Origin of the sequence: Pseudomonas sp. (assembly GCF_030150285.1) — a bacterium.
In the GTDB taxonomy this organism is placed as follows: domain Bacteria; phylum Pseudomonadota; class Gammaproteobacteria; order Pseudomonadales; family Pseudomonadaceae; genus Aquipseudomonas.
This window is the reverse complement of the sequence record NZ_JASLGE010000085.1, coordinates 41,711-68,665: the sequence shown is the minus strand read 5'-3', so window position 1 is coordinate 68,665 and position 26,955 is coordinate 41,711. Positions and strand designations below refer to the sequence as shown.

Sequence of the window (26,955 nt, the reverse complement as noted above, 5' to 3'; positions counted from 1 at the left end):
TGCCGAGCCACAGCGTCGCGTCGAAGACGGGGTGGCCCTCCTACTGGGTAAGAGCGGGTTTACAGGTTAGCGATCAGTCGGCAGTCAGCACACCACGGCGCACCTGATCACGCTCGATGGACTCAAACAGCGCCTTGAAGTTGCCTTCACCGAAGCCGTCATCACCCTTGCGCTGGATAAACTCAAAGAACACAGGGCCCATCAGGGTTTCAGAGAAGATTTGCAGCAGCAAGCGCTGGTCACCTTCCTGCGATGATCCGTCCAGCAGGATACCCCGCGCTTGCAACTCGCCCACCGGCTCGCCATGACCTGGCAAGCGGCCTTCAAGCATTTCGTAGTAGGTCTCGGGTGGCGCGGTCATAAAGCGCATGCCGATTTTCTTCAGTGCATCCCAGGTCTTGACCAGGTCATCGCTGAGAAAGGCAACGTGTTGAATGCCCTCACCGTTGAACTGCATCAGGAACTCTTCGATCTGGCCCGCACCTTTGGACGACTCTTCGTTCAAAGGAATACGGATCATGCCATCCGGGGCGGTCATCGCTTTGGAGGTCAGGCCAGTGTATTCGCCCTTGATGTCGAAATAGCGAATTTCACGGAAGTTGAACAATTTTTCATAGAAGTTGGCCCAGTACGCCATACGACCGCGGTACACGTTATGGGTCAGGTGGTCGATGATTTTGAGGCCGGCACCCACCGGGTGACGATCAACGCCTTCGATAAATACGAAGTCGATGTCATAGATCGAACTGCCTTCGCCGTAACGGTCAATCAGGTACAGCGGCGCGCCACCAATGCCTTTGATCGCCGGCAAGTTCAGTTCCATCGGGCCGGTCTTGATTTCAATCGGCTGCGCGCCCAATTCCAGCGCACGGTTGTAAGCCTTCTGGGCATCGCGCACTCGAAATGCCATACCGCACACCGAAGGGCCATGCTCGGCGGCGAAATAAGACGCCACACTATTGGGCTCATTGTTGAGGATCAGGTTGATCTCGCCCTGGCGGTACAGATGGACATTCTTGGAGCGGTGGGTCGCCACCTTGGTGAAACCCATGATTTCGAAAATGGGTTCAAGGGTATTGGGCAAAGGCGATGCGAACTCGATGAATTCAAAGCCCATCAAGCCCATCGGATTTTCGTATAGATCAGCCATTTCGGCACCTCATCATGGTCATTTTTAGAATTAACAACAGGTTATTAACTAATAATGCCGAGGGCGACGGGCGGAGCACAGGAGATCCCGCGCACACTGCGCGCCAGGAAATCACCGTAGATCAGTTGAAAACCGAATACCTTCATTTGGACCCATCTCTATACGCGGGGGGCTTGTGCTTGCAAAAGCCATTATTCTTTTATGCGTAAGCAGATTCTACATGGCGTAATCCTATTTGTCCCACGCGATGTGAAATAGCCCAATGGCAATGCTAGGCTTTACATTAAGCACAGCCCTTACATAACCACTGGCGGTGCCTGCAGTGCTCCGCAGCTGTCCAGCCCCCTTCTGTTTGCAGGATCCGCAATGCAATTAGCGCACACACTGACCCGCAAATGGACTGATCGCTACGCGTTGATTGTGTTCAGTGGATTGATGCCCGTGGTACTGGGCATAGTCATTATAGTCTGGCAGGCCAACCGCTCATTGGAGCTGACCTCAAGGCACACCGCTGAAGAGGCCGTGCGCCAATTCGACGGGATTCTTGACAACGCTGCACGTGCCGCCAATGTTGTGTTGCCCTTGGCCGGAGAAGAATGCAGCCATGTAGAACTTGCACTTCGCGACCAGGTTACCCGCCGCCCTTTTGTGCGCTCAGTCAATCTGATTCAAGATAATCAGATCTATTGCACCTCCTTGTTCGGTAGCTTCAACGAACCTGTTTACCCGCAGAACTATGCAGGCGGTGAATTGTGGTTAATGCCTGGCAACCCAGTAACCCCCAATGACCCGCTGCTGATTTATCGCCAACAGAAAGACAGTCGTGGGGTGTTGGTCAGTATTTATGGTTTTCATCTGATCCATGCATTGGGCCAGCCCAACCAAAGAGCGCAATTGATCTTTCAAGCAGGTGACAACTGGATCGATCGCTCCGGCAACGTCCATCCCACAGCGCCGCCGCTTTACCCCGTGGCGAACAACAGCGTGCCATCCACTCATTACCCTTACCGAGTGGTCGCAGGTTTTCGTGCCAACGAACTTTGGCATCATGTGATTGCTGAATACCTGGGTGTACTGGTGCTGCTGTTTTTTCTGGGAGGCATTTCGGCAACCATTGTTCATCGCTTAAAGAAGCGCGCCTCCTCGCCCACTCACGAATTACAACGTGGCCTGGAGGCCCAAGAGTTCATTCCTTATTTCCAGCCCGTGGTGCACGGTGACAGCCAACAATGGGCGGGGGCTGAAGTATTGATGCGCTGGCAACACCCGCAAGAAGGCTTGGTTCGCCCCGACCTGTTTATACCCTTTGCCGAGCACTCAGGCCTGATTATTCCCATGACCCGCTCGCTGATGCAGCAAACCGCGGCGTTATTGGCACCCCATGTTGGCAGTCTGCAAGCCGGCTTTCATGTGGGCTTCAACATCACCGCCCGGCATTGCGAGAACCTTGATCTAATCGAAGACTGCCGTGAGTTCTTGCAAGCCTTCCCCAAGGACCATATCCGCCTGGTCCTCGAACTCACCGAGCGCGAGCTGATCGCGCCTACCGACATTACTCACGCACTGTTTGCCAAGCTGCATGCCATGGGCATCACCATTGCCATCGATGACTTTGGTACCGGTCACTCCAGCTTGACCTACTTGCGAGACTTTAATGTCGACTACTTGAAAATCGATAAGAGCTTTGTTGCCATGATTGGGGCCGATGCACTGTCCCGGCATATTCTCGACAGTATTATTGAGTTGAGTGCCAAGCTCGACTTGAAGATTGTCGCTGAAGGCATAGAAACTGAAGAGCAGCGTGATTACCTCGCCAGCAAGGGCGTTGATTTTCTACAAGGTTATCTATTCTCTCGCCCCTTGCCCGCCAGTGATTTCATCAGCGCCTTAAAGGCACGCCTTAGTCACACATGAGACTTGGCACTGAGGGTATAAACAACTACACTTTTTTTGGCTTGGCAAGGGTGCTTAATATTGGGTTAATGTTTAGTTAACACCCTTGAAAGGCTGGGGCTCATTCATTCCCCTCTCTGCACCCTTGCTGTACTAATTCACTTCGGTCCTCTATTGCCGAAGCCACGACTGGAGTAATCACTTTGTCTAGACTTGCTGAGTTTCGTGCCGCGGAAAAAGCCCTTCAAGAGCAGTTGGCGCAACTGGAAGCCTTGAAGAATGATGCCGGACTGAAAAAAGAAATTGAGTTCGAGCAAAAACTTCAGGGGCTGATGAAAACCTATGACAAGAACCTGCGCGACATTATCGCCCTGCTGGACCCTAACCCGTCGGCGTCCAAAAAGGCAGCAGCAGCCCCTAAACAACGTAAAGCGCGTGTTCTGAAGGTTTATCAAAACCCGCACACCGGTGAGTTGATAGAAACCAAAGGCGGCAATCACCGAGGCTTGAAAGCCTGGAAAGAACAATACGGTGCCGATACCGTAGACTCCTGGCTTCGTGCTTAAGTATTAATGTGATTTAAAACCTTGCCGCCGCAGGGTTTTTTAATGCCTGGCATACGCCACGTTAATACCCGCATACCCGCATTTATTTTGTTATAAAAAGTCCACCTTACTGTTATGTTCATTCCTCAAATGAATGTGGGGTGACAGTAAGAATGCAATAAGCCTGTGCCGCCAGAGAGACACCGCTTTTCCACACGCCCTCTTTAGTCACCGCAACGAGCCTGTTGCAGTAGAGCGAATGTAAATAGTCAAAGGTTTCACAGATTTTTCACACCTGTCAGCACAGGATGAAAGCTGCTAAAGGACTAGCGCCCCATGCCCGCTTCGGCGGGCTTCTTTTTGCCTGCGATTTGGGCAGCAACCCACCTGCTCCTTGGCCCACAAGGTAACATTCCGTATCATTGACCCACCACGCTCACCGTAGCGACCGATCACTTACGCATCACTTTCGGAGGGTTCATGAGCCTGCAAGAACTGAACAATGTACCTGGTGTTACCGCCGAACCCGATAACGCTACCCAAAACTTCGTGTTCAACCACACCATGCTGCGCGTCAAGGACATCGAGAAATCACTCGATTTCTACACCCGCATCCTGGGCTTTTCGTTGCTTGAAAAACGTGACTTCCCTGAAGCCGAGTTCAGCCTGTACTTCCTGGCGCTGGTGGATAAAGCCCAGATCCCGGCCGACGATGCTGCGCGCACGGTCTGGATGAAATCGATCCCTGGCATTCTGGAACTGACTCACAACCACGGCACCGAGAAGGATGCCGGGTTTGCTTACCACAACGGCAACACTGACCCGCGCGGCTTTGGTCATATCTGTATTTCAGTACCCGATATCGTTGCCGCCTGTGAGCGCTTCGAAACCCTGGGCGTGGACTTCCAGAAGCGCCTGACCGATGGTCGCATGAAGTCCCTGGCCTTTATCAAAGACCCTGACGCTTATTGGGTCGAGATTATCCAGCCGCAACCGCTGTAAAAACCGGCGCAAAAAAAACCCATGATCGCTCATGGGTTTTTTATTTCAGCGCCTATCAGGCTGGCGCGGAGGTTCGGATCAAGTGATCGAACGCACTCAGCGAAGCTTTGGCCCCCTCACCGATCGCAATCACGATCTGCTTGTACGGCACGGTCGTCACGTCGCCGGCAGCAAAGATGCCAGGGATCGACGTCTCACCGCGTGCATCAACAATGATCTCGCCGCGTGGTGTCAGCTCAATCGAACCCTTGAGCCAGTCGGTATTAGGCAACAGACCGATCTGAACAAAGATCCCTTCCAGCTCGACAGTGTGCACCGCCTCGGTGGCGCGGTCCTTGTAACGCAGGCCATTGACTTTCTGACCGTCGCCAGTGACTTCAGTGGTCTGGGCATTGGTGATCACGGTCACGTTTGGCAAGCTGTTGAGCTTGCGTTGCAACACAGCGTCAGCGCGCAACCGGGTGTCGAACTCGAGCAAGGTCACGTGTGACACGATGCCTGCCAGGTCGATGGCCGCTTCCACACCCGAGTTCCCACCACCGATAACCGCAACGCGTTTGCCCTTGAACAATGGGCCGTCACAGTGCGGGCAGTACGCCACGCCACGGCTGCGGTATTCCTGTTCGCCTGGTACGTTCATCTCTCTCCAGCGCGCACCGGTGGCCAGAATCACGGTCTTGGCTTTGAGCGAAGCACCGCTGGCAAATTTCACCTCGTGCAACTCACCCGCCTGGCCCGGCAGCAACTGATCGGCCCGCTGCAGGTTCATGATGTCAACGTCGTACTGCTTAACGTGCTCTTCAAGGGCAGTGGCCAGTTTCGGCCCTTCGGTTTCCTGCACCGAAATAAAGTTCTCGATGGCCATGGTGTCGAGTACCTGACCGCCAAATCGCTCGGCGGCCACGCCGGTACGGATGCCTTTGCGCGCCGCATAAATGGCTGCCGCAGCACCGGCCGGGCCGCCACCAATCACCAGCACATCAAAGGCTTCTTTAGCGCTGATTTTTTCAGCCTGACGCTCAATGGCACTGGTGTCCAGCTTGCCAAGAATCTCTTCCAGGCCCATGCGGCCCTGACCGAAGTTAACCCCGTTCAGGTAAACGCTTGGCACCGCCATCACTTGACGCTCGGTGACTTCATCCTGAAACAGCGCACCGTCAATGGCCACGTGGCGAATGTTCGGGTTCAGCACGGCCATCAGGTTCAGCGCCTGCACGACGTCCGGGCAGTTCTGACAGGACAGCGAGAAGTAGGTCTCGAAGTTGAACTCACCTTTAAGGGAGCGAATTTGCTCAATCACTTCGGCACTGGCTTTCGAAGGGTGGCCGCCGACTTGCAGCAAGGCCAGCACCAGCGATGTAAATTCGTGCCCCATGGGAATGCCGGCAAAACGCAGGCTGATATCCCCGCCTGGGCGGTTCAGCGAGAACGACGGCTTCCGCGCATCGTTGCCGTTGTCCAGCAATGTAATCTGGCTGGACAGGCTGGAAATTTCTTTTAACAGGTCATGCATTTCACGGGATTTCGCACCGTCGTCGAGAGAGGCAACGATCTCGATCGGCTGTGTGACCCGCTCCAGGTATGACTTCAATTGAGCTTTTAGATTGGCGTCCAACATACGGGCGATCTCCTACGGTTTAATTCTGTGTCAAAAAAAACGCCCGAGCGAATGTCGCCCGGGCGTTTTGAGGGCGGTGCAGCGAACAACTCAGGTGCGGATCACCGCCCTTGTCTGGCGCACAAGCTTAGATCTTGCCAACCAGGTCCAGCGAAGGAGCGAGGGTGGATTCACCTTCTTTCCATTTGGCTGGGCACACTTCGCCCGGGTGAGCAGCAACGTACTGAGCGGCCTTGATTTTGCGCAGCAGCTCGGAAGCGTCACGGCCAACACCGCCGTCGTTCAGTTCAACGATCTTGATCTGACCTTCCGGGTTGATCACGAACGTACCGCGGTCAGCCAGGCCAGCTTCTTCGATCAGCACGTCGAAGTTGCGGGAGATGGTCAGCGTAGGGTCGCCGATCATGGTGTACTGGATTTTACCGATGGCGGGCGACGTGTTGTGCCAGGCAGCGTGAGCAAAGTGGGTGTCAGTCGACACGCTGTAGATTTCTACGCCGAGTTTTTTGAACTCTTCGTAGTTGTCAGCCAGGTCTTCCAGCTCGGTTGGGCAAACGAAGGTGAAGTCGGCTGGGTAGAAGAACACGACAGACCACTTGCCTCTCAGGTCAGCGTCCGACACTTCCACGAAGCTGCCGTTTTTGTAGGCAGTTGCTTTGAACGGTTTTACTTGGCTGTTGATGATAGGCATCGTTGACTCTCCGTCAGGGTTGAAAAGTTGATGGGGTGAATCCTAACAACACATTTCGTGACTGGCTCATTGGCAAAGCTGATGCTTACGATTGGTTTTGACTATCGAGTGACACCATAAATAGCCGAAATCTAAATATGAACCGACTCGACGGTTTTCAACCTGATCTCGATCAGTGACCAATGTGTTTTTCAGCGGTAAGGCTCATCCCGGCAAACGGGGTGGATTCAACATAGCGCATCGCAGACTTTACATCCTTCCAGCCGACGTAATTCATCAGCGATTTGAGATCCCACCCACTCTGATGCGCCCATGTTGCAAAACCGCGACGCAATGAGTGACTGGAGTAATGCTCGGCCGCAATGCCGGCGCGTTGCAACGCCTGGCGCAATAACGCGATCACGCTATTGGCGTGCAACCCTGACTCCCCCAGGTTGCCCCAGCGATCAATTCCCCGAAAAACCGGCCCGCGCACCAATGCCGCCGCATTGAGCCACTCAATATAGGCCCGCACCGGGCACAGGCGCATCAGCGCCGGGGTCTGGAAAGTCTTACCCAGGTTGTCCCGGTCACCCTTGCTGCGCGGCACATACAAGGTAATGCCGGAACCCGCCACGGCTTGCACATGCTCTATCTGCAAGCGGCACAGTTCATCGCTGCGAAATCCGCGCCAAAACCCCAGCAGGATCAGGGCCGCATCCCGCCGCGCACGCAACAGCCCCGGCCTGTCCCCTTGTGCTTGCGCGGCAAGCGCTTCGCTGTCCAGCCAGGCGATGACTTTCTCCAGATGTTGCAGTTGCAGGGGCTCGGCTTGCTTCTCTTGCGCCGGGTGCAGCGCACGAATGCCCTTGAACACTTTGCGCACCACCGGTGCCTTGGTGGGGTCGGCAAAGCCCTGGCTGTTGTGCCACTGAGCAATCGCCGACAACCGCAGTTTTAACGTGTTGATCGACAGCTGGCCGGCGTGTGCCACCAGATACCGCGCAACGCTGTCACTGGTGGCGGGCAGAAACCCACCCCAGGTCACTTCGAAGTGCTCAATGGCGGCGCGATAACTGCGCCGAGTGTTGTCGCGGGTCGCGGCATTCAGGTAGCGATCCAGCTCGCTCATGGGCAGCTCTCGTGTGTGGCGTACTGAAAATGGGCGTTACAGACTGTAAAAAGGCTCTAGCACGGGATAATACCAGTATATCCCGCCTGTTAAATCTTAAATAAAGACAAAATCATCAAGCCGTTATAGTATGTAAATACATGATACATACCACAGTACATAATCGTAGGAGAACGCGATGGCTCGCGGCGGCGTAAACAAGGCAGTGGTGCAAATCGCACGCACCGCCATCCTGGCCCGTGGTGAACACCCGAGCATCGATGCGGTACGAATAGAAATGGGCAATACCGGGTCGAAAACCACGATCCACCGGTATCTCAAGGAGCTGGATGAAAGCGACAGCCGGCGCGGTCTGGCCCCCGAGCACATCGGGGATGAACTGACCGAACTGGTCGCCCGCCTCGCTCGCCGCTTGCAAGAACAGGCGCAAGAGCCCATTGACCGCGCCCAGGCCCACTACGAACAGCTCAAGGCCGAACTGCAGGCGCAATTGGCTGAAACCCGACAGGCGCTGGCGCAACTCCAGCAGCAGTTCGAGAGCCAAGGCAACGCCCTGCACCAGGAGACCGCCCACCTTGAGTCCACCCGCTCCATGCTGCAAACCGAGCAAACCCGCAACGCGGCGCTGAATCAGGCGTGCAGCGATTTCGAGCTGCGCCTCAACGACCGCGACGAGCAGATTCGCTCACTGGAAGACAAACACCTGCACGCCCGCGATGCGCTTGAGCACTACCGTAGCGCCGTTAAAGATCAGCGCGAGCAGGAGCAGCGCCGCCACGAAGGGCAACTGCAACAGGTGCAGATGGAGTTGCGCCAGGCTCAACAAAGCGCGTTGGTGCGTCAGGACGAGATCACCCAACTGCACCGCGACAACGAGCGCGTACTCAGTGAAAGCCGCGCCCTGAGCAAAGAACTTAACCAGGCCAGCGATCAACAGCACAAACTCAGCAACTTGAATGAGCGCCTCACCGCGCAACTGAGCCAGCTGGACAGCGAACGCACCTTGCTGAACGAACGCCTGCGCGTCGCCACCGAAGAAAGCGACAGCCTTAAACGAGCCCACAGCCAGGCGCTGGAAGCCCATACCGCACTGACCTTAAGGGCCGTAAAAGCCGAAGCCGCGCTGGACAGCCTGCAAGCGCTGAATGATGCGAAAACGCCGAGCAAAGAAGAATCGCCCCCCACGAAAATCGCCCCTTAACGGGGCGATATCAGCTTCAGGGAGGGCGTGGCAAGCGTTACACCTTGGCCACCTTGATGCCTTTGAAGCACAGCAGCAGCAATACCGCCGCCACAATCTCAAAGGCTGCCACCATATACAGGCCGGCCGCCAGGCTACCGGTCAGGGTTTTCAGCCAGCCAATCATATACGGCGCGACAAACCCGGCCAGGTTGCCGATGCAGTTAATCAGGGCAATACCGCCTGCCGCAGCGGTGCCCGCCAGAAATGCTCCAGGGATCGACCAGAACACCGGAAAGGCCGCCAGAATCCCCATCGCTGCAACGGTCAGGGCAATCAGCGCCAGTACCGCGTTACCCAGGAACATCCCGGTGCAGATCAGCCCAAGCCCGGCCAGCAGCGCTGCCATTGCGCAATGCAAGCGACGTTCGGCGGTCTTGTCGGAATGGAAGCCGTTCCACAGCATCGCTACGGTGCCCAGTATGAACGGGATAGACGACAACAAGCCGATATGCAGCGTGTCGTCGACGCCCAACGACTTGATCACCGACGGGGTCCAGAAGGCGATGGTCGCGTTGCCACTGACCAGGCAGAAATACACCAGCGCACACAGCCACAGCTTGGGGTAGCGCAGCAAGGTACGCAGGTCGCTGTGCTTGCCGGGCGCGCTGTCTTCACGAGCAATGGTGTCGGTGACCATCTGGCGTTGTGCCGGGGTCAGCCATTTGGCGTTGGCCGGCTTCTCGGGCAAGTAGCGCAGCACCATAAAGCCTGCAATCACTGAAGGAATGCCTTCAAGGATAAACAGCCACTGCCAGTTCGCCAGCGTGCCTACGCCCACCATGCGGCTCATGATAAAGCCGGCCAACGGGCCACCCACCACACCGGCAATGGCAAACGACGTCATGAACATGCCGTTGATCTTTGCCCGCTGCGCCGCCGGAAACCAGTAGGTGAGGTACAGCACCACGCCCGGGAAGAAGCCCGCTTCAAAGGCACCCAGCAGAAAGCGCAGCACATAGAAAGACCAGGCACTTTCCACATAAGCCATCGCAATTGACGTCAGGCCCCACATGATGGTGATACGCGCCAGGGTGCGGCGCGCCCCGATCTTTTCCAGAATCAAATTGCTGGGCACTTCGAAGATAAAGTACCCAATAAAGAATATCCCCGCCCCCAGCCCATAGACCGCGTCACTGAAACCCAAGTCCTGCAACATCGACAGCTTGGCGAACCCGACGTTAACCCGGTCAATCCAGGCCAATACAAACAGAAAGACCAAAAACGGCAACAAGCGCCAAGCGATTTTTTTATAGACCGCGCCGATCTCGGCCGCAGCCGGATCGAGCGCGCGCTCTACGTCTATAACTGAACTTGCGTTACTTTGGTTCATACGTCATCTCGTCAATACATTGCACAGTGAACCCCGCCACCCGATTTTCAGGCGAGCGATAGCGCACGGGATTTACCGTGGGTTCGGGGATGAAAAGCTGCTACGGGTAATCGGGCAGGTCAGGCCTGCCCCGCGTTTAAGGGCACCGCATCAGACGCTACCTCGCAATAGCGCTTCAATCGCCAGTGACACTTGCAGCACGCGCGCGTCCTGCCCATGCAAGCCAGCAATCGACAGCCCGACGGGCAACGCGTCGCCGGTATGGCAAGGCAGGCTCAGGGCACAGCCATCGAGAAAGTTGATGACGCTGGTGTTGCGTAGAATCAGCCCATTGGCCGCAAAGAACGCGTCATCATCCGCCAGGTCGGCCAGCGGTGGTGCCACGACCGCCACGCTAGGCATCAACCAGGCGTCCGCATCGCCCAAACGTTCTTGAGCAATAGCGATCAACCGCTGACGCTCGAGCCGGGTGTCCAGATAATCCGCCGCGCCAATCGCTTCTCCTCGCCGGATGCGTTGTGCCACACGGGCGTCGTACTGGTCAGCCTGCTCACCTTGCAACCACTGGCGATGACCGTGCCAGGCTTCAGCGGCGGTCAGCCCGCCCGCCGCATTGATGCGGGGCAGATCGTACAGTTGCGGGAAGTCGAACCAACGAATGCTCGCGCCCGCCTCTGCAAGTAACGCCAGGCTGCGCTCAAACGCGGCGGCCACCGTCGGATCCACTTGGTCAAGCACGAAATCCCGCGTTACCGCCAGGCGCAATCCGGCCAAAGGCACCGAACGGGTATCGAGTTGCTCACCTGAGAGAATCCGGTCGAGCAGGATGCAGTCGCTCACGCTGTGGGTGAGTGCGCCAATAGAATCCAGGCTGGCTGCCAGCGGGAAGGCACCGGCCAGCGGGACGCGGCTGGCGCTGGGCTTGAACCCGGTGAGGTTGCAAAAGGCGGCCGGGATGCGAATGGATCCGCCGGTATCGGTACCCAGGCCCGCAACTGCCATCTCCAGGGCGACACTGACCGCCGCCCCCGAACTGGACCCGCCGGCAATACGCTGCCCGCCACACGGTGCGAGTGGCGTGCCGTAGTGCGGGTTTAGCCCCAGACCGGAAAAAGCGAACTCGCTCATATTGGTTCGGCCCAGCAAGATCGCCCCGGCCGCTCGCAGCCGTTGCACCACCACGGCATCTTCAGCCGCGGGCTCAGCACCGGCCAGCAATTTAGAACCGCTGGCGGTAACCTGCCCAACCACATCAAACAAGTCCTTGATCGACACCGGCAGGCCCGCCAGAGGCGACGGCACATAGCCGCTCGCCCGCGCCAGATCGCTGGCACGGGCGGCCTGCAATGCGCTTTGCGCATCGACACTGATATAGGCAACCCCACCCCTGGCACGGTGTTCCTCAATACGGGCCAAAGCGCGCGTCACCAATGCCTCACTGGTGGTACGACCCTCTGCCAGCGCTTGGGCAAGCTGTGCAATATCATTCATTTTCTGGCTCACTCAGCGACAGGCAGCGACTCGACACCGTACTGGTGGCGCAGGCTGCGATTGAGTACAGGGTCGAACAGCTCCATTTCAAAGGACTCGCCATAGCCCAGCTCACCAATCACCGACTGCGTACCGCAGAACATGGCGGTGTCGGCTGGTAGCGAGGCGGCACTGTTGAGTTTTGCCAGCAGTGTTTGCGGGGCCAGCAAATTGGTTACCGGGCCTTGCTGATACAGCTCACGCACGCCGTCACGCACCCGCCAGGTACGCATCACCAATTGGTCCCAATGCGCCTGCACTTCGCTGAAGCGCCACACCTGTTGCGCAATGGGCTTGTCGCACATCTGCTTGGAGACCGTGACGTCGTAGCTTTCAACCTTGCGATCGGTGTGGTCCGAGCCCAGGCCGATCAACAACCCCTGATCACTCGGGATCAACACAAACTCGGTCTCACCGGAAGAATCCTTGCCGGGCACCTGAATGTTCTCCCCGGTGTTCAGCAGGCTCGCCGACACCCGGTAAAAGCAGGGAATCTGCGTCGGGCGACGCACACCCAGGGCTTCCAGCTCGGCAATGTGATGCTCGACCGCCTCACTGTTACGCCCTGCCCACCCGGCAATAATCAAATGCTTGATGCTGGCGTGGTGCTCACCTTGGCCGACAATGTTGAACGTCAATTGAGTCATGTTGGGTTTCCCTTATCAATCGTTAGAGGGTGCGCATAATCGCGCGACGGAAATCGTCGATATGGTGGTGAATGGCGGCGACTGCCGCGTCGCCGTCACGCTGTTCCACGGCTTCGAGAATGGCCATGTGTTCGTCGTAGATACGCTGGCTGTGGTGGTTTTCCGACAGCGTCAGGTACCAGAACCGGGCCTGCTTTTCGTGAAGGTTGCGCAGTAGTTCGGCCAGCACACGGTTGTGCGCGGCGGCAGAAATGGACATATGAAACTGCAGGTCCAGGCTCATCAACCCTGTCACGTCGTGACAGGCCAACAGCGCCGGGGTGCGCTCAAGAATGCTGCGCATCGCCCGGATATCCGTGTCGTGGGCACGCTCTACGGCCAGCTTGATGCACAGCTGTTCGTTGGACACGCGCACTTCAATCATGTCCAGCACGTCGTTAAGCGACAGCGCCGTCACCATCACCCCTTTGCGCGGCATGATCGTGACCATGCCCTCGACCTCAAGGCGGTGCAGCGCCTGATGGATCGGCGTGCGGCCAAAGCCCAGCAGGGCTGCCAGTTGCGCCTCATTGATCGCATCACCGGGGCGAAACTCGCAACTGATAATGCGTTGCTTGATCTGCGCATAGGCCAGCTCGCGCAGTTGCGCAGCACTTTTGGTCGTGGGCGTCGCCGGCTGCAGAACACTAGGAACATCAGTGGATTTGGGCATTTTCACTCCTGAAATTCATCTGATATATCAGATGAATTTCAGAGAAAGCAAAGCCTGTGCCAGCCTTGGCAAACTCTGAGCATTCGCCGGATTACGGGGTGTTTCCAGGCTAAGGGGAAAGCCGCAACGGCTACCTCCACGTGTTACTTGTTACTTTTGTGCCCAGTTTTGGGTACGCATGCGCCCTTTGTGTGCATGACACACGAGCATCATTGAACAAGGGAGCCGAGCCACTGCGGGTGTTCCCGCCTAACTGTCTTGCCCTCATGCTATAGATCCCCCGCCAAGCATTTTCATCGAGGGATTACCACATAATTGCCGCAATACCCGCTTTTATGACACGTTGCACGCCCCCTCTCCGTTTATTGCCACCCTTGGAGCAAGCGCCATGTCCAGCTCAGAAATTCGTCAACCGGTGCCGCCGTTCACCCGCGAAACGGCGACGTTAAAAGTACGCCTCGCTGAAGACGGCTGGAACAGTCGCGATGCCGCCAAGGTGGCTCTGGCGTACACCCTGGATACCTGCTGGCGTAACCGTACGGAGTTCGCGAGCAATCGGGCCGAGGCCCAGGCCTTTTTGCAGCGCAAATGGTGCAAGGAGCTGGAGTACCGCCTAATCAAGGAGCTGTGGGCGTTTACCGACAACCGCATTGCTGTGCGCTATGCCTATGAGTGGCGCGATGATTCCGGTAACTGGTTCCGCTCTTACGGCAATGAAAACTGGGAGTTCACCGAGAATGGGCTGATGGCTCATCGATTTGCCTGCATCAATGACCTGCCCATTCAGGAATCAGAGCGCAAGTTCCACTGGCCGTTGGGCCGCAGGCCTGATGACCATCCGGGGCTTTCGCAACTAGGCTTGTAATACGCCCACAGTGGCGCCGACTGAATAGCGGCGTCGCGCACACCCGGCAGTTCCCCCCCCCAAAAAACCACCCCGAATCCCCCCTCACCTTTCGTTCAGCCAGCGTTCAGCAGATGCAATCGATTCTTGTTTGGCCAAACGTATCAACATGTTACAACTTAGCTCCCTATCTAATTCATTCTGCGGTGCTGTCCATGCTGGTTCCATTTCTGATCATGCTGCGCGAAGGGATTGAGGCCGCGCTTATCGTCGGCATCATTGCCAGCTACCTCAAGCAAACCGGGCGCGGGCAGTGGATGCCCGCCGTCTGGATCGGCGTGTTTCTGGCCGCTGCGCTGTCGCTGCTGGTGGGCGGCGGCCTGGAACTGATGAGTGCCGAGTTTCCGCAAAAACAGCAGGAACTGTTTGAAGGCCTTGTGGGCCTGGTTGCCGTGGGCATTCTCAGCTCTATGGTGTTCTGGATGCGCAAGGTGGCGCGCTCCATCAAGCACGCGCTGCACACCTCACTGGACCAGGCCCTCGCGGGCTCCAGGCATCAGGTCACTGCATTGATTGCCATGGTGTTTTTTGCCGTGGCCCGTGAAGGGCTGGAAACCGTGTTCTTCCTGCTCGCGGTGTTCCAGCAAAGCGAAGGCCCCGCCGCACCGCTGGGCGCGTTGCTCGGGCTGGTACTGGCGATCGGTGTGGGTTTTGCCCTCTACAGCGGCAGCATGCGCTTGAACCTTGGCCTGTTTTTCCGCTGGACGGGCCTGTTTATTCTGGTGGTCGCCGCAGGCATCTTGGCCAATTCGGTGCAAGCCCTGCACGAAGCCGGGCTGTGGAATCACCTGCAAACCGTGGTGTTCGATATCAGCGCCACCCTGCCGATGGATGGCCCGCTGGGCACAGTCCTGGCCGGCATGTTCGGCTATCAGGATGCGCCCAGCGTCAGCGTGCTGGCGGCTTATGTCATTTACCTGCTGGTCACGCTGGCGCTGTTTTTCCGCTCGCCAAAGGCCCCGCAGGCAAGCCCCTCTCCTTCAGTCACACACCCATAAGGTCCTGCATGCCTACCTCTGCAAGTGGTACACCGCCCCGCGCCTTGCGCTGGGCCGTCGCCGGCTCGGTGATCGTCATGATCGCAGCGGGCGGGCTGTTCTATTACGCCTCGCACATGGCGGCCGCCAAGCGCAAGGCTCACAGCAACGAAGTCACCGTAACGGTTCACTCCCACGCCTGCGAGCCCAATGCGCTGACAGTGCCCGCCGGGCTCAACAGTTTCCGAATCGTCAATGCCTCCGAACGCGCCGTTGAATGGGAGATTCTTGACGGCGTACTGGTGGTCGAAGAGCGTGAAAATATCGCGCCAGGGCTCAGCCAGGTGATCAACGCCAGCCTGGCACCCGGCGATTACGCCATCACCTGCGGCCTGCTCAGCAACCCGCGCGGCACCTTACACGTCACGCCCACGGCGCAATCCGACGCCAAGGCCAAGGCCCGGCCTTCCATGGTGGCGTTTATCGGCCCCCTGTCTGAGTTCCGGGTTTATCTGAGCAGCCAGAGCACCGCGCTGATTAAAGCAGTCGATGCGCTGTCACAGGCCATCAGCGCCGGTGATCTGCAGCAGGCACAAGCACTGTATGTGCCTGCCCGCGAGGCCTATCAGCGCCTGGCACCGGCCGCGCAACGTCTCGCCGAACTGGACACGGCGATCAACGCCCGCGCCGACTATTTCGAGAAGCGCGAACAGGACCCGGCGTTCAGCGGCTTTCACCGCATCGAGTATGCCCTCTTCGATCAACGCACCACCCAAGGGCTGGCCCCGCTCGCCCAACAGTTGCAAGCCAACGTCGTCGCCCTCAAGCAGCAACTGCTGGCGCAATCGCTGCCGCCCGAGCAGTGGGTAAGCACCGTCTCGCGCAACCTGCACAACCTGGCAGACACCCGAGCTGGCAGCGGTGAAGAGGAGCGCTACAGCCATATCGACCTTAATGGCTTCGCCGCCAACCTGGGGGTCACCCGCACAGTGGTCGACTTGTTACGGCCCTTGCTGGCCAAAAACAACGGCGACCTCTTGCACGCCCTTGATGCCGCCAGCGCCGACTTGGACAACACCTTCGCGGGCTTTAAAACCGCTCAGGGCTACAGCACCTACGACAGCGTAAGCACCGAGCAGCGTCAAACAATCAGCCACAAGGCCAAGGCACTGGCCGATGCACTCGATGGAATCGACCCTGCCCTCGGCCTTTCAGGCCTGTAACAACAGACGAGATGCACATGAGCGATTCAGAACACAGCACCGAAACCTTCAACCTGCAACGCCGCCGCATCCTGCTGGGTATGGGGGTGGCCGGGGCCGCTCTGGCGGGCAGTGCCTTGAGCTGCCCAGCGCTGGCCGCGAGCGGTGGGCAACAGCCCACTCAAGTCGCCCAGGCCCCCAGCAGCGATAAAACCCAGGACCACCAGGCCTTTCACGGCCAGCACCAAAGCGGCATCGTCACGCCGCGCCCGGCCGCTGGCATGCTGGTGGCCTTCGACGTGCTGGCCACAGACCGTGACGACCTGGAGCGGTTGTTCCGCACCCTGAACCAACGCATCGCGTTCTTGATGAGGGGCGGTGAAGTGCCGCAAGTCGACCCCAAACTGCCGCCCACCGACTCCGGCATCCTCGGCCCGGTGGTCAGCCCCGACAACTTGACCATCACCGTGTCAGTGGGCGAATCGCTGTTCGATGAACGCTTTGGTCTGGCCGATCACAAACCCAAGCGGCTGAGCCGCATGCAGGGCTTCCCCAACGATGCCCTCGACCCAGCCCAGTGCCACGGTGATTTAAGCCTGCAGTTTTGCGCCAACACGGCCGACACCAACATCCACGCACTGCGCGACATGGTGAAAAACCTGCCGGACTTGCTGCTGGTGCGCTGGAAACAGGAAGGTACCGTGCCGCCACAGACCCCGGCCCGGCCGGGCGAACCGGTACAAAGTGCGCGCAACTTTTTGGGCTTTCGCGACGGCTCGGCCAACCCCGACTCCACAGACCACACCGCGATGAATCGCATTGTCTGGGTTCAGCCCGAGAGTGATGAGCCGCGTTGGGCGGTGAACGGCAGCTACCAGGCCGTGCGCATCATTCGTAATTTTGTCGAGCGTTGGGACCGCACACCGCTGCAGGAACAGGAAAGCATTGTCGGCCGCCACAAAGCCACGGGGGCCCCCATGGGCGGCACCCGTGAAACCGACGCGCCGGATTACAGTGCCGACCCCTTGGGCAAAATCACGCCACTGGACGCTCATATTCGCCTGGCCAACCCTCGCACGGCACACACCGCCAACAGCCTGATCCTGCGCCGGCCCTTCAACTATTCCAACGGCGTCAACAAGAACGGCCAACTGGACATGGGTTTGCTGTTCATCTGCTACCAGAGTGATTTGAACAACGGCTTTATCAGCGTGCAGAACCGCCTCAACGGTGAACCCTTGGAGGAATACCTCAAGCCGGTGGGCGGCGGTTATTTCTTCACCCTGCCGGGCGTACGCCAGGACGATCAGGATTTTATCGGGCGTCCACTGCTGGATGCCGCTGCCCCCCTCACCCGCGCTTGACCTCAACCACAACGGAAAAGTCCCATGAAGAAGTCGCCGCTTGCACTGCTGTTGGCCCTAGGCCTGCTTCACACCTCGCTTCCGGTTCTGGCGGCAACGGCCCCCCTGGAACTGGTGCAGCCCATTTCGGACTACAAGATTTATGTCACCGAACAACTGGACGAACTGGCCAGCCATACCCAAACATTCACCGACGCTGTGAAGCGGGGCGACCTGGCCACCGCTAAAAAACTCTACGCCCCGACCCGCGTGTACTACGAATCGATTGAGCCGATCGCTGAACTGTTCAGCGACCTCGATGCCTCCATCGACTCACGCGTCGACGATCACGAGCAAGGCGTCAAAGCCGAGGACTTTACCGGTTTCCATCGCCTTGAATACAGCCTGTTTGCCGAGAACACCACCGAAGGCCTGGGCCCGTTGGCAGACGGCTTGAACAAGGACGTCAAAGACTTGCAAGCCCGCGTGGCCGGGCTGACATTCGCGCCCGAGAAAGTGGTGGGCGGCGCAGCGGCGCTGATGGAAGAAGTGGCGGCCACCAAGGTGACCGGGGAAGAAGACCGTTACAGTCACACCGACCTGTATGACTTTCAGGGCAACGTAGACGGCGCGAAGACAATCTTTGACCTGTTGCGCGGGCAAATCGAGAAAAACGACAAGGCATTCGCCGTCAAAGTGGATAAAAACTTCGCCACCGTGAATACCATCCTGGCCAAGTACAAAACACCCAACGGCGGGTTCGAGACCTATGACAAAGTGAACGACAATGACCGCAAAGCCCTGATTGGCCCAGTCAACACGTTGGCTGAAGACCTGTCGACCCTGCGCGGCAAGCTGGGCTTGAACTAAAGGGCCTGACAACAGCACCCGCCGATGTGATGCACGTCACAGATCTACAGGTTGGTGCTGTTTCGATTCAGTTGAATAAAAAAGTGCAACTGCTTAGCCGGATCATTGACCTGTATCACTTCATAAAGCGCTGTATTTAGGATAATGAAGCCGGCATATCCCCGCAGTAAACAGGGGTGTTACCCCCCCTGTTGACGTCTTTATCCGCTTACCTGAATAACACCTGTCCAGGACTGAGAAATCAGCCCCCCTCCAGGTGACTTTCATAGGTTTTTCACAAGAGTGCGTTTAACGTATGCACATTCTTGAATAGGAAAATCCACAATACTCTGCAAGAAAATCATGAAGATAACGTAAGCTAAGTGCTTTACGTTTGAAAGTAATAGTCTTTAATCCCTCATGGCGCAGTTGCGTCAGGGGCCCGAACGGGTCGATTTTAAGACGAGTCATCGTGTGCCATTGAACTGACTGGAACGAAAAATTTGAAACCCTACCCTATCCAGTGTGTGTCGATAGTCATACCGGTTTATAACGAAGAAGAGAGCCTGCCCGAGTTACTGCGCCGTACCGAAGCGGCCTGCGCACAGCTCTCACACGCTTACGAAATCGTTCTGGTGGACGACGGCAGCCGGGACCAATCAGCGCAAATTCTGCAAGACGCCGCTGAACGTGAAGGCAGCCCCGTGGTCGCCGTGATTCTCAACCGCAACTATGGTCAGCATGCTGCCATTATGGCGGGCTTTGAGCATTCCAAAGGCGATGTGGTCATCACCCTCGATGCTGACTTGCAGAACCCGCCGGAAGAAATTCCGCGCTTGGTCGAGCAGGCCGCCCTGGGTTACGACGTGGTCGGCACCGTGCGCAACAACCGTCAGGACTCCGCCTGGCGTCGCTGGCCGTCGCGCCTGATCAACCTGGCTGTACAGCGCTCCACCGGCGTGGCCATGAGTGATTACGGCTGCATGCTGCGCGCTTATCGCCGCTCCATCGTCGACGCCATGCTGGCCTGCCGTGAGCGCAGCACGTTTATCCCGATTCTCGCCAACAGCTTTGCACGCCACACCACCGAGGTGCTGGTGCAGCATGCCGAGCGCGAGCACGGTGACTCCAAATACAGCCCGATGCGCCTGATCAATCTGATGTTCGATCTGATCACCTGCATGACCACTACCCCGCTGCGCCTGCTGAGCATTATTGGCTTCAGCATGGCCGCGCTGGGCGTGCTCTTTGCCATTGTCCTGATTGCGTTGCGCCTGATGTTCGGGGCCTCGTGGGCAGGCGGCGGCACCTTTGTGCTGTTCGCGGTGCTATTCGTGTTTACCGGCGGGCAATTTATCGGCATGGGGCTATTGGGTGAATACCTGGGCCGTATGTACAGCGACGTGCGTGCACGGCCACGCTTCTTTATCGAGAAAATCGTGCGCGCCGAACCTAAAGCAACTCCTGCTCCAACTGGCAATTCGTCTACCTCTACTTCGACACAGGTCCAATCATGAGTTTTAAAGCCGTTGTTTTCGCCTATCACGATATTGGCTGCACAGGCATCGAAGCCTTGCTCAATGCAGGCTACGAAATTGCTGCTGTGTTTACCCATGCTGACGACCCCAAGGAAAATAACTTTTACGGTTCTGTCGCCCAACTGTGCGCCCGTAAAGGCATTCCGGTTCACGCCCCTGAAGACGCTAACCACCCGCTGTGGATCGAGCGCATTCGCAAGCTGAACGCCGATTACATTTTCTCGTTCTACTACCGTCACCTGCTGGGCGAAGAACTGCTGGCCAGCGTCAGTAAAGGGGCTTTCAACCTGCACGGCTCGCTGCTGCCGCGCTACCGTGGCCGTGCACCGGCAAACTGGGTGCTGGTCAATGGCGAAACCGAAACCGGTGTGACCCTGCACCGCATGGTCAAGCGCGCCGACGCAGGCGACATCCTGGCCCAGCAGCGGATCAGCATCGAACGCTCTGACACCGCCTTGTCCCTGCACGCCAAATTGCGCGACACCGCCGCCCAATTGCTGGCCGAGGCCCTGCCTCTGCTGCCTGAAGGCAAGCTGAGCGAAACCGCGCAAGACGAATCCAAGGCCACGTACTTTGGCCGCCGCACCCCTGCCGACGGCCTGCTGCAGTGGGCACGTCCCGCTGAAGAGCTGTTCAACCTGGTGCGCGCTGTGACCCAACCTTACCCGGGTGCCTTCTGCGCCGTGGGCGAGCACAAACTGATCGTGTGGGGCAGTGAAGTGGTTGCTGGCAACGAGGGCTACGCCCCGGGCCACGTGATCAGCTGCGACCCCCTGCGCATCGCGTGCGGTCAGGACTCGCTGGTGATCACCGCCGGTCAGCGCAACGACAACGGCCTGTACCTGAGCGGCCCGCAACTGGCCCGCGAACTGGGTCTGGTGGAAGGTTCGCGCCTGCGTGGCAGCGAATCCGGCCGCCCGGCGCGCCGTACCCGCGTGCTGATCCTGGGCGTGAACGGCTTTATCGGTAACCACTTGTCCGAGCGTCTGCTGCAAGACGACCAGTACGAAGTGTATGGCCTGGACATCGGCTCTGACGCCATCGAGCGCCTGCGCAGCCACCCGAACTTCCACTTCGTGGAAGGCGACATCAGCATCCACACCGAGTGGATCGAGTACCACATCAAGAAATGTGACGTGGTTCTGCCGCTGGTGGCCATCGCTACGCCAATCGAATACACCCGCAACCCGCTGCGCGTGTTCGAACTGGACTTCGAAGAAAACCTCAAGCTGGTGCGTTACTGCGTCAAGTACAACAAACGCGTGATTTTCCCGTCTACGTCCGAAGTGTATGGCATGTGCCAGGACCAAAACTTCGACGAAGACACCTCCAACCTGATTGTTGGCCCAATCAACAAGCAGCGCTGGATCTACTCCGTGTCCAAGCAACTGCTGGACCGTGTGATCTGGGCTTACGGCACCAAAGGCTTGAAGTTCACGCTGTTCCGTCCGTTCAACTGGATGGGTCCGCGCCTGGACCGTCTGGACTCGGCACGGGTGGGCAGCTCGCGCGCCATCACTCAATTGATTCTGCACCTCGTGGAAGGCACCCCGATTCGCCTGGTCGACGGCGGCGCACAAAAGCGCTGCTTCACCGACGTCGCCGATGGTATCGAAGCACTGGCACGCATCATCGACAACAAGGGCGGCAAGTGCGACGGCCAGATCATCAACATCGGTAACCCGGAAAACGAAGCCAGCATTCGTGAACTGGGCGAAGAGTTGCTGCGTCAGTTCGAAGCGCACCCGCTGCGTGACAACTTCCCGCCGTTTGCCGGTTTCCGTGATGTCGAAAGCCAAGCGTTCTACGGCACCGGCTACCAGGACGTGAGCCACCGCAAACCGAGCGTCGAGAACGCCCGTCGCCTGATCGACTGGACCCCAACCACCGAGCTGAGCGAAACCATCGGCAAGACCCTGGATTTCTTCCTGCGTGAAGCCATGGTTGAAATCGCGGAAAAACGCTAATGCAGGCGGGACTTCGCATTGATGTCGACACCTACCGAGGCACCCGTGAGGGGGTGCCCCGGCTGCTCGAATTGCTCGATGAAGCCAACATCAAGGCCACGTTTTTTTTTAGCGTAGGGCCGGACAACATGGGCCGCCATTTATGGCGGCTCATCAAGCCCCAGTTCTTCTGGAAGATGATGCGCTCCAAAGCGGCCAGCCTGTATGGCTGGGATATTTTGCTGGCCGGCACTGCCTGGCCAGGCAAACCGATCGGCAAGGACCTGGGGCACTTGATGCGCCAGACCCTGGCCGCCGGGCACGAGGTGGGCTTGCACGCGTGGGATCACCACGGCTGGCAAGCCAACACCGGGCGCTGGAGCGAGGCACAACTGATCGAGCAGATCCGCCGTGGCGTTGACACCCTGAGCGACATCACGGGCCACCCCGTGGAGTGTTCAGCCGCAGCGGGCTGGCGTGCCGACGAACGCGTTGTCCAGGCCAAAGAAACCTTTGGCTTTCGTTACAACAGTGATTGCCGCGGGCACAGTCTGTTTCGACCACGGTTGGCCGATGGCAGCCTGGGCGCGCCGCAAATCCCTGTGGATTTGCCCACGTTTGATGAAGTGGTCGGCCCTGACGTCAGTGCCGCCGACTTCAACACCTTTATTCTTGATCGCTTCAGCCCGCAAAAGCTGAATGCGTACACCATCCATGCAGAAGTAGAAGGGATTCTTATGGCCAACGACTTTCGTCAATTGCTGACGCAGGCCCGTGACCGCGACATTCATTTCCACCCCTTGCGCGACTTGCTTCCCGCAGACCTCAACAGTGTGCCGGCCGGGCAACTGAGCCGTGGCGTGCTGGACGGCCGCGAAGGCTGGCTGGGAGTGCAGAAACCATGACTCAGCGCTGGACGATACCCCTGCTGGTTCTGGCATTTATTGCTTTTTACCTGTTGCCGCTGAGCACCCACGGCTTGTGGATCCCGGACGAAACGCGCTATGCGCAAATCGGTCAGCAAATTTTGATCGACGGTAACTGGGTCACCCCGCACTTTATGGACATCCGCTACTTCGAGAAGCCGATTGCCGGCTACTGGATGATCGCCATCGGGCAAGCCATTTTTGGCGAAAACCTGTTCGGCGTGCGAATTGCCTCGACCATCGCCACCGGCCTGAGCGTGTTCCTGGCGTATGCCGTGGCACGCCGCCTGTGGAATGACCCGCGCAAGAGCTTCGCCAGCGCCCTGGTGTACATGACCTTCGGCCTGATCGCCGGCCAGGCGGGTTACTCCAACCTCGACCCGCAGTTCACCTGGTGGGTCAACCTGAGCCTCGCCGCGCTGTGGTTTGCCGTTGACAGCAAAAGCGCACGCGAACGGTTTATCAGCTGGTGCGTGCTGGGCTTTGCCTGCGGCATGGGCTTTATGACCAAGGGCTTCCTGGCGTTCCTCTTGCCCGTACTGATCGCTGTGCCTTACATGATCTGGCAGAAGCGCTTCCTGGAAATGGTCAAGTTCGGCCTGCTGGCCATGCTGGTCGCCGCCCTGGTGTCGTTGCCGTGGGTGTTGGCGGTGCATGCTCAGGAGCCGGATTACTGGCGTTTCTTCTTCTGGCACGAGCACATCCGTCGCTTCGCCGGTGAAGATGCCCAGCACGGTCGCCCATGGTGGTTCTACCTGCCACTGATCGTGGTATCGAGCTTGCCGTGGGCGGCGCTGCTGCCAGCGACCTTCAAGGATGCCTGGCAGAACAAGCGCCAAACCGGTGTGGTGTTCCTGCTGCTGTGGGTGCTGTTGCCACTGGCCCTGTTCAGCCTGAGCAAGGGCAAGCTGCCGACCTACATCATGCCGTGCATGTTGCCGCTGGCCTTGTTGCTGGGCCACGCCCTGATCCAGCGCGTGGAACAGGCCAAACCGCTGTCCTTGCGCATCAACGGCCTGGTGAACGTACTGCTGAGCGGTGTCGCGTTGGCGGCGCTGATCTACTTCCAGGTCAAACAGCCGTTCTATGACAACGAAACGTTTCACCTGACGCTGCTGGTGATCGTCATGCTGACCTGGATCGTGACCGGCCTGCTGGCGTTCTTCAATCCGCTGAAAATGTGGGCCGCCCCCGCCGTGGCCATGGGCGCACTGGTACTGTTGCTGCCGGCCGCCATGCCCAGCAGCGTGGTGCACAACAAAATGCCTGACCAGTTTGTGCTGGAACACATGGACGAGCTGTCCCAAGCCCATTCCTTCCTGAGCAACGACCTGGGCGCGGCGTCTGCCTTGGCCTGGCGTCTGCGCCGCCCTGACGTGACGCTGTACAACACCCAGGGTGAGGTCAAGTACGGCCTGACCTATGAAGACACCCAAGGCAAAAGCATCGGTCTGGACAAGATTGAGCAGTGGATGGCTGACGCCCGTCGCCAAGGCCCGGTGGGCGTGGTGATGCGGGTCAAGGACAGCGACGAGTCCCATGAAATGGACATGCTGCCCAAAGACGGCACGCGCTATGACGAAGGCAACATGGTGATTCTGATTTTCCCACAGAGCGCGCCATGACCCTCGGCTTGTTGCTGTTGGCGTGCCTGCTGACCTGCGGCGGCCAGATCGCACAGAAGTACGCGGTCGAAGGCTGGCGCGGGGTTGAATCAGGCGTGGCTGACAAACTCCGCTCCCCTTGGCTGTGGCTGGCTTTGCTGTGCCTTGGCCTGGGGTTGCTGGTGTGGTTGCTGGTGTTGCAGCGCCTTGAGGTCGGCATTGCTTACCCGATGCTAAGCCTCAACTTTGTTTTGATCACCCTGGTGGCCCGTTATCTGTTTAAGGAAACCATCGACCTGCGCCACTGGTGTGGTGTGGGCCTGGTGATTGCCGGGGTGATTCTGCTGGGGCAACACGCATGAGCCTGCGCCGTGGTTTTGCCTGTGCATCCGCCAGCGTGCTGCTGGTCAGCAGTGCCCAGTTGGGCATGCGCTGGAGCATGACGCGCTTGCCCCAGCCCACTCAATGGCTCGACGCAATCCACCAGGGTGATGTGTCATTGCCCGCGCTGGCGGTGGTCTGCACGTCGATCCTGGCGTACGCACTGTCAATGCTGTGCTGGTTGCTGGCCCTGCGTGACCTGCCATTGGGGCGGGCCTATTCGCTGCTCAGCTTCAGCTACGCGCTGGTCTACTTGCTGGCCGCCAGCCTGCCGGTTTTCCATGAAAGCTTCACCGTTTCAAAAACCCTTGGAGTGGCCTTGGTCATTCTGGGGGTGCTGACGATCAATTCTCGACGTACCCCAAGTTCCAGGAACAACGCATGAAAATCAGTGTATTTGGTAGCGGTTATGTAGGCCTGGTGCAGGCAACGGTCTTGGCAGAAGTCGGCCACGACGTGATATGCATGGACATTGATCAGAAAAAGGTCGAGTTGTTACAACAGGGTCACGTCAGCATTTTTGAGCCCGGGCTGTCCAGCCTGGTGCGTGAAAACCTCGAAAGCAAACGCCTGCGCTTCACCAGTGACGAGAAGACCGCGGTTGAACATGGTCAGGTCCTGTTTATCGCCGTGGGCACCCCGCCCAGTGATGACGGCTCGGCCGACCTGAAAGCCGTCTTCTCGGTAGGCGACGCGGTTGCCCGCCACCGCGTGGAACCAGTGATTCTGGTTGAAAAATCCACCGTACCAGTGGGCACTGGCGATGCACTGACCGCACACATCAATAAAGCGCTTGATCAAGCGGGCCGCTCGTTGCAGTTCGATGTGGTCTCCAACCCCGAGTTCCTCAAGGAAGGCTCGGCCGTCAGCGACTGCCGCCGCCCGGACCGCATCATCATTGGCTGCGAACGCGATGAAGTGCGCGACGTAATGCGCGACCTGTATGCCCCGTTCAACCGCAACCATGACCGCATCATCAACATGGACCTGCGCAGCGCCGAACTGACCAAGTACGCGGCTAACTGCATGCTGGCGACCAAAATCAGCTTTATCAACCAGATCGCTGAACTGGCGGAACACCTGGGGGCTGACATTGAAGCGGTGCGCCTGGGCATCGGTGCCGATACCCGCATTGGTTATCACTTCATTTACCCGGGCTGCGGTTATGGCGGTTCGTGCTTCCCCAAAGACATGCGCGCACTGATCCACAGCGCACAGCAAGTCAACTGCTCCAGCGACCTGCTGCAAGCGGTGGAAGCGATCAACGAACGCCAGAAGCACAAGCTGTTTGACCGTATCAATGCCTACTTCAAAGGCGATTTGAAAGGCAAGACCTTTGCCCTGTGGGGCCTGGCGTTCAAGCCCAACACCGACGACATGCGCGATGCCCCCAGCCGCGTGCTGATGCAAGCCTTGTGGGACGCGGGTGCCGACGTGCGCGCCTTCGACCCGGAAGCCATGCAAGAAACTCAGCGCCTGTACGGTGAGGAGCCTCGCCTGAGCCTGATGGGCACCCCGGAGTCCACCCTGCAAGGTGCTGATGCCTTGATCGTGTGCACCGAGTGGCAACAATTCAAGGCACCGGACTTTGACCTGATCAAGCAGCGCCTGAAAACGCCGGTGATCTTCGATGGCCGCAACCTGTACGATGGCGAACGCCTGGCCCGCGCTGGCTTGCAGTACTTCCCGATGGGCCGTGGCGAGTCCTGCAATTTGCCGGTCTCGCGGGGTGATACGACGACGGCCGTCAGCCAGTAGCACGGTGACAGCGCCGCCATTGGTCACAATGGCGGCTTTTTTTTGTGCGCTTTTT

General features: G+C 58.3%; 24 protein-coding genes. 16 read left to right on the top strand and 8 right to left on the bottom strand.

What is annotated here, in order from left to right:
* Nucleotides 1-73 precede the first annotated feature (73 nt).
* A complete protein-coding gene (hppD, locus tag Q1W15_RS20195; RefSeq protein WP_300731382.1) occupies nt 74-1,150 on the bottom strand; it encodes a 4-hydroxyphenylpyruvate dioxygenase in 1,077 nt (358 codons plus the stop codon).
* Between the two features lie 366 nt (nt 1,151-1,516).
* Here hppD and Q1W15_RS20190 point away from each other — a divergent pair, with 366 nt between their 5' ends.
* The 3 genes from Q1W15_RS20190 (at nt 1,517) to gloA (ending at nt 4,590) form a co-directional block, all read left to right on the top strand.
* Nucleotides 1,517-3,064: an EAL domain-containing protein gene (locus tag Q1W15_RS20190; RefSeq protein WP_300731379.1), complete on the top strand. Its 1,548-nt coding sequence runs from the start codon at nt 1,517-1,519 to the stop codon at nt 3,062-3,064.
* Between the two features lie 182 nt (nt 3,065-3,246).
* Nucleotides 3,247-3,609 (top strand): histone-like nucleoid-structuring protein, MvaT/MvaU family, encoded by a 363-nt coding sequence (locus tag Q1W15_RS20185; RefSeq protein ID WP_300731376.1) that lies wholly within the window; start codon nt 3,247-3,249, stop codon nt 3,607-3,609.
* 459 nt (nt 3,610-4,068) lie between these two features.
* Nucleotides 4,069-4,590, top strand: a complete 522-nt coding sequence (gloA, locus tag Q1W15_RS20180; RefSeq protein ID WP_300731374.1) for a lactoylglutathione lyase — start codon at nt 4,069-4,071, stop codon at nt 4,588-4,590.
* Nucleotides 4,591-4,645: 55 nt separating this feature from the next.
* On the opposite strand, the gene ahpF is transcribed toward gloA, so the two are convergent.
* The 3 genes from ahpF to Q1W15_RS20165 all read right to left on the bottom strand — a co-directional run bounded on the left by ahpF (nt 4,646) and on the right by Q1W15_RS20165 (nt 8,010).
* A complete protein-coding gene (gene ahpF / locus Q1W15_RS20175; protein ID WP_300731371.1) occupies nt 4,646-6,208 on the bottom strand; it encodes an alkyl hydroperoxide reductase subunit F in 1,563 nt (520 codons plus the stop codon).
* 127 nt (nt 6,209-6,335) lie between these two features.
* A complete protein-coding gene (gene ahpC, locus Q1W15_RS20170; protein WP_300731368.1) occupies nt 6,336-6,899 on the bottom strand; it encodes an alkyl hydroperoxide reductase subunit C in 564 nt (187 codons plus the stop codon).
* A gap of 172 nt (nt 6,900-7,071) precedes the next feature.
* Nucleotides 7,072-8,010 (bottom strand): site-specific integrase, encoded by a 939-nt coding sequence (locus Q1W15_RS20165; RefSeq protein ID WP_300731366.1) that lies wholly within the window; start codon nt 8,008-8,010, stop codon nt 7,072-7,074.
* A gap of 178 nt (nt 8,011-8,188) precedes the next feature.
* Here Q1W15_RS20165 and Q1W15_RS20160 point away from each other — a divergent pair, with 178 nt between their 5' ends.
* Nucleotides 8,189-9,211, top strand: coding sequence for a DNA-binding protein (locus Q1W15_RS20160; RefSeq protein ID WP_300731363.1), 1,023 nt, complete (start codon nt 8,189-8,191; stop codon nt 9,209-9,211).
* Nucleotides 9,212-9,248: 37 nt separating this feature from the next.
* Here the strand turns inward: Q1W15_RS20160 and Q1W15_RS20155 are convergent, their stop codons facing one another.
* The 4 genes from Q1W15_RS20155 to Q1W15_RS20140 form a co-directional block, all read right to left on the bottom strand.
* Nucleotides 9,249-10,583 (bottom strand): MFS transporter, encoded by a 1,335-nt coding sequence (locus Q1W15_RS20155; protein WP_300731361.1) that lies wholly within the window; start codon nt 10,581-10,583, stop codon nt 9,249-9,251.
* A gap of 150 nt (nt 10,584-10,733) precedes the next feature.
* Entirely contained in the window at nt 10,734-12,074 is a 1,341-nt protein-coding gene (locus Q1W15_RS20150) for an amidase (protein WP_300731359.1), read from the bottom strand.
* An 8-nt stretch (nt 12,075-12,082) separates the two neighbouring features.
* On the bottom strand, nt 12,083-12,760 hold the full coding sequence (locus Q1W15_RS20145; RefSeq protein ID WP_300731356.1) for a DUF2848 domain-containing protein: 678 nt from the start codon (nt 12,758-12,760) through the stop codon (nt 12,083-12,085).
* Nucleotides 12,761-12,782: 22 nt separating this feature from the next.
* On the bottom strand, nt 12,783-13,472 hold the full coding sequence (locus Q1W15_RS20140) for a GntR family transcriptional regulator (protein ID WP_300731353.1): 690 nt from the start codon (nt 13,470-13,472) through the stop codon (nt 12,783-12,785).
* A gap of 388 nt (nt 13,473-13,860) precedes the next feature.
* On the opposite strand from Q1W15_RS20140, the gene Q1W15_RS20135 reads away from it, so the two are divergent.
* The 12 genes from Q1W15_RS20135 (at nt 13,861) to Q1W15_RS20080 (ending at nt 26,900) form a co-directional block, all read left to right on the top strand.
* Nucleotides 13,861-14,337 carry a nuclear transport factor 2 family protein gene (locus Q1W15_RS20135; protein WP_300731350.1) on the top strand — a complete coding sequence of 159 codons (477 nt, stop codon included), beginning with the start codon at nt 13,861-13,863 and terminating at the stop codon, nt 14,335-14,337.
* Between the two features lie 194 nt (nt 14,338-14,531).
* Nucleotides 14,532-15,374: an iron uptake transporter permease EfeU gene (efeU, locus tag Q1W15_RS20130; RefSeq protein WP_300731347.1), complete on the top strand. Its 843-nt coding sequence runs from the start codon at nt 14,532-14,534 to the stop codon at nt 15,372-15,374.
* Nucleotides 15,375-15,382: 8 nt separating this feature from the next.
* Nucleotides 15,383-16,576, top strand: coding sequence for an iron uptake system protein EfeO (efeO, locus tag Q1W15_RS20125; RefSeq protein WP_300731344.1), 1,194 nt, complete (start codon nt 15,383-15,385; stop codon nt 16,574-16,576).
* A 17-nt stretch (nt 16,577-16,593) separates the two neighbouring features.
* Entirely contained in the window at nt 16,594-17,919 is a 1,326-nt protein-coding gene (gene efeB, locus Q1W15_RS20120; protein WP_300731341.1) for an iron uptake transporter deferrochelatase/peroxidase subunit, read from the top strand.
* Nucleotides 17,920-17,943: 24 nt separating this feature from the next.
* Entirely contained in the window at nt 17,944-18,768 is an 825-nt protein-coding gene (efeO, locus tag Q1W15_RS20115) for an iron uptake system protein EfeO (RefSeq protein WP_300731338.1), read from the top strand.
* Between the two features lie 482 nt (nt 18,769-19,250).
* The gene (arnC, locus tag Q1W15_RS20110) at nt 19,251-20,264 is read left to right on the top strand and encodes an undecaprenyl-phosphate 4-deoxy-4-formamido-L-arabinose transferase (protein WP_300731335.1); all 1,014 of its coding nucleotides are present in this window, start codon (nt 19,251-19,253) and stop codon (nt 20,262-20,264) included.
* A complete protein-coding gene (gene arnA / locus Q1W15_RS20105) occupies nt 20,261-22,252 on the top strand; it encodes a bifunctional UDP-4-amino-4-deoxy-L-arabinose formyltransferase/UDP-glucuronic acid oxidase ArnA (protein ID WP_300731332.1) in 1,992 nt (663 codons plus the stop codon). The genes arnC and arnA overlap by 4 nt, the downstream gene beginning before the upstream one ends.
* A complete protein-coding gene (gene arnD, locus Q1W15_RS20100) occupies nt 22,252-23,136 on the top strand; it encodes a 4-deoxy-4-formamido-L-arabinose-phosphoundecaprenol deformylase (RefSeq protein WP_300731328.1) in 885 nt (294 codons plus the stop codon). The genes arnA and arnD overlap by 1 nt, the downstream gene beginning before the upstream one ends.
* Nucleotides 23,133-24,782 (top strand): lipid IV(A) 4-amino-4-deoxy-L-arabinosyltransferase, encoded by a 1,650-nt coding sequence (gene arnT / locus Q1W15_RS20095; RefSeq protein ID WP_300731325.1) that lies wholly within the window; start codon nt 23,133-23,135, stop codon nt 24,780-24,782. Before arnD ends, arnT begins: the two co-directional genes overlap by 4 nt.
* Nucleotides 24,779-25,123 carry a 4-amino-4-deoxy-L-arabinose-phosphoundecaprenol flippase subunit ArnE gene (arnE, locus tag Q1W15_RS20090; protein WP_300731323.1) on the top strand — a complete coding sequence of 115 codons (345 nt, stop codon included), beginning with the start codon at nt 24,779-24,781 and terminating at the stop codon, nt 25,121-25,123. Before arnT ends, arnE begins: the two co-directional genes overlap by 4 nt.
* Nucleotides 25,120-25,527: a 4-amino-4-deoxy-L-arabinose-phosphoundecaprenol flippase subunit ArnF gene (arnF, locus tag Q1W15_RS20085; RefSeq protein ID WP_300731321.1), complete on the top strand. Its 408-nt coding sequence runs from the start codon at nt 25,120-25,122 to the stop codon at nt 25,525-25,527. Before arnE ends, arnF begins: the two co-directional genes overlap by 4 nt.
* Nucleotides 25,524-26,900 carry a UDP-glucose/GDP-mannose dehydrogenase family protein gene (locus Q1W15_RS20080; RefSeq protein WP_300731318.1) on the top strand — a complete coding sequence of 459 codons (1,377 nt, stop codon included), beginning with the start codon at nt 25,524-25,526 and terminating at the stop codon, nt 26,898-26,900. Before arnF ends, Q1W15_RS20080 begins: the two co-directional genes overlap by 4 nt.
* The last annotated feature ends 55 nt before the right edge of the window (nt 26,901-26,955 follow it).